Origin of the sequence: Cellulosimicrobium cellulans, assembly GCF_001722485.1 — a bacterium.
GTDB classification, from domain to species: Bacteria; Actinomycetota; Actinomycetes; order Actinomycetales; family Cellulomonadaceae; genus Cellulosimicrobium; species Cellulosimicrobium cellulans_A.
In genome coordinates, this window is the sequence record NZ_LWGL01000242.1 from 1 (window position 1) to 3,351 (window position 3,351).

Here is a 3,351-nt window from a genome sequence, read left to right on the forward strand (position 1 = left end):
GCGGTCGAGATCGCCATCTCGCGCTACTCGCAGATCTCCGCGCTCGAGTCCGAGGTCGCGGACCTCACCGAGCGGTTCGAGACGCGCAAGCGCGTCGACCGTGCCAAGGGCACCCGTCACGACGGCACCCGCCACCGCGACCGTGCCGGCCGCGACGCCCGCGGCGACGCGCGACGTCGTGCCGTGCACCTCGCCGCGCGAGAGCACCGTGACCCCGGCCGTGTGCGCGGTGAGCGCGGCGGCCGCGGGGAGCGCGGCACGCACACGGCCGCCCGCGGCGCCGAGGAGGACGTCGAGACCGCGGCACGCCGCCATGACGACGGGCCCCACGGCGCGCTCCTTGGCGACCGTGTCGTACGTCCACACGCACGCGGCGAGCGGCACGGCCACGGCGAGCGCCGGCCGTCCCCCGCCGGCGGCGGCGAGCCCCACGCCGGCGAGCGTGAGTCCGGTCGCGACGCCGAGCGCGCGCTCCGGGGTCACCCGGCCCGACGGGATGGGCCGCTCGGGCCGCTCGATCGCGTCGAGCTGCCGGTCCGCGTAGTCGTTGAGCGCCATCCCGCCCGCGTACAGGCACGCGGACGCGAGCGGGAGGAGCGCACGCCGTGGCGTGAGGCGGTGGCCGGCCGCCGCGGCCCCGGCGAGCGTGTCGCCGACGACGGACAGGACCGCCGGGGCGCGGACGAGGTCGAGGTGGTCGCGCAGGGTGGGGCGGGTCGGCACGGTCACTCCGCCGCGCGCGCGGACGGGTCCGTCGCCGCGGCCACGCGGGCCGAGGCCTCGCGCACCCAGTCCGCGAGCGCGAGCGTCTGCGACGCGACGTCGTGCACGTCGCTGCCCCACGGGTCCTTGAAGAAGAAGCCGAGCTGCGGCACCGGGCCGGCGTACCCCGCGGTGTCGGCGAGCGCGAGCAGGCGCCCGAGGTCGAGGACGAGCGGCGCGGCGAGCATCGAGTCGTACGCCGACCAGGTCGTCTGCAGCGTCAGCCGGGAGCCGAGGAATCCCTGGACGTGCACGTGGTCCCACGCGACCTTGATGTCCCCGAGGTCCGGGACGTTGTCGATGTGCAGCGGGGTGACCTCGCTGCCCGTGAGGTCGTGCAGGCCGCGCGTCTTCGAGGCGAGCTTGCTGCGCACGGCCTCGGGGTCGGCGAGCGTGGCGCCGTCGCCCCCGCCGAGGAGGTTGGTGCCCGCCCACGACAGCACGCGCAGGCCGCGCGCGGCGAACGCCGGGGCCAGCACCGTGCGCAGCCAGGTCTGGCCGGTCTTGCCGTCCTGGCCGGCGACGGGCACGCCGCGCTCGCGCGCGAGGTCGACGAGCACGGGCAGGTACATGCTCGCCGACGGCGTGAAGCCCGCGTACGGCGCGCCCGCGAGCAGCGCCGCGTAGGCGGTCAGGGAGCTGGGCGGGAGCACGGCGCGCCCGGGGTCCGCGAGCGCCGCCTCGAGGAGCGCACGGTCCGAGAACTCCGGCACGGGCTCCGGCAGGGGCTCGGTCGACGCGACGTCGACGACGACGACGCGCGCGAGGCCGTGCCGCTCGCGGAACTCCGTGATGTCCCGCGCGAGCCGCTCGGCGGCGGCCTGCTGGGACTCGCCGTGGCCCGCCGCCACGGCGTCCCCGGCGTGGTAGCCGCGGCGCACGTCGGCGTCCGCCTGCTCGAGCGCGGCGTGCGCGACGGCGAGCAGGTGCGGCGGGATCATGCCCACCTCGACGAGGAGCTCGGCGCGCTTGACCATCGACACGTCGGTCACGTCGTGACCGCCCACGACCAGGTCCGCGAACGCCGGCAGCGGTGCGGACGCGAAGGACTCCTGAGCGGTGACGCAGCCGGTCGCGTCCGCGTGGCCCTGCGCGATCGCGGCGAGCCCCAGCGTCGCGGTGGTCGCGACGGAGCCGCGGGCTCCGACCAGCCAGAGGCCGGTCCGTGCAGAGGCGTTGTGGTGCATCGTTGCTCCCCGTCCCGTCGGCGCGCCAAGGCGCGCCGAGTGTCGCGACGATGGCCTCGGTGCCACCGCCGGGCCGGCGTCACGAGGACACGGTCACGTGCCCGGGGCGACGGCCTGCAGCGACCCTAACCACACTTCTGACGGCGGTCAATCAAAAGCGGCGCGGCCCGGCGCCGGCCGGTCCGGAGCCTCGGCAAAAGCCCAGCGTGCGGCGCTGCCAGCCGCCGTCAGCCCGTCGTCGCCGCGAAGTCGAGCCGTCCGTCGGCGACCGCGATCACCGACCACACGGTGCCCTCGGCGTCGACGAGCTCGTACGCCGGGACGAGGACCGCCGCGCCGTCGGGCTGGTGCTGGACGGCGAGCCCGAGACGCGCCTCGGTGATCGTCACGTCCGTCACGGGCCACGCGAGCGCGCTGCCCGCGGCGACCGTGGGCGGCACGGTGGGCTCGGCCGGCTCCTCCGGGACGGGCAGGATCTCGGGCACACCCTGCGCGGACGCGTCCTCGCGCGCCCAGAGGACCGGGCCGCCGCCCGCGAAGCGCGGGTCGCCGAGCCGCTCGACCGCCTCGGCCGGGCTCACCACGTCGTAGGTGCCGAGCGGGACGCGCGGCGCGAGACCCCCGTAGAGCGACGCGAGCCCCGCGCCGGAGAACGTCGCGTTCCACGACGTGCCGGTGCGCTGCCCCGCGACGACCTCGTGGGCGGTCACCGTCGTCGCGCGCGGCGCCTCCTGGTCGGCCGGCACGGGCTCCGGCACGTACTCGAACCCCGCGGCGTCGAGGCCGAGGGACCCGAGCAGGTCGCGCAGCCGCGCCGCGGCGGCGTCGCCGCTCGGCGGGGCGCCGTGGTCCGGCCCCGCGCACCCGCCCGGCTCCCCGGACGGCGAGACGCCGGCCGGCTCGTCGGCCGAGCCCCGGTCCTCCTGCGCCGGTGCCGGCGCCACGACGACGCACCCCCACGGGTCCTTCGACGGGTCGCTGAACGACACGCTCGCCAGCCCGTCCGGCTGCAGCGAGACGGTCGGGCCCGTCCCGTCGCGCCGCCCCACGACGTACGAGCCGTGCTCGCCGCGCACGTCGCCCTCCACGCCGAGCACGTCGGCGACGTGGCGTGCCGTCTGCGACGAGAACACACCTGCGGCGTCGTAGGCCCACGCCTCGGCCGTGCCCGCCTCGCGGGAGAGCCCGTCCTCGTGGAAGACCGTGCGCCCGGCCCCGTACCCGGGGAACAGCATCCGGGTCGCCGTGCCCGGTGCGGCGGGCCCCACGTCGGTCTGCGCCGGCGCGCCCGCGGCGAGCTCGTCCTGGGTCCCGACCGCCGCGTCCTCCTGCACCGCCGTGGCGCCCAGCTCGACCGGGGCGAGCGCCGTCGTGGCCGTGCCGCCGGACCCGGCGGCCCCGA

The 3,351-nt window shown here is 77.6% G+C and carries 2 protein-coding genes and 2 pseudogenes; 1 reads left to right on the plus strand and 3 read right to left on the minus strand.

The window, feature by feature from the left end; genetic code table 11:
* A pseudogene (locus JZ5iCDA_RS19815) lies at positions 1-111 on the plus strand (response regulator); the annotation flags it as partial.
* 66 nt (positions 112-177) lie between these two features.
* On the opposite strand, the pseudogene JZ5iCDA_RS19820 reads toward JZ5iCDA_RS19815, so the two are convergent.
* From JZ5iCDA_RS19820 to JZ5iCDA_RS19190, 3 genes and pseudogenes are all read right to left on the minus strand, one after another.
* Positions 178-843 (minus strand): annotated as a pseudogene (locus JZ5iCDA_RS19820) (SCO3242 family prenyltransferase); the annotation flags it as partial.
* On the minus strand, positions 726-1,949 hold the full coding sequence (locus JZ5iCDA_RS16370) for an inositol-3-phosphate synthase (RefSeq protein WP_069388098.1): 1,224 nt from the start codon (positions 1,947-1,949) through the stop codon (positions 726-728). The pseudogene JZ5iCDA_RS19820 and the gene JZ5iCDA_RS16370, both read right to left, overlap by 118 nt.
* 227 nt (positions 1,950-2,176) lie before the next feature.
* The coding region (locus JZ5iCDA_RS19190; protein WP_171905411.1) for a hypothetical protein at positions 2,177-3,351 on the minus strand (1,175 nt) is incomplete at its 5' end.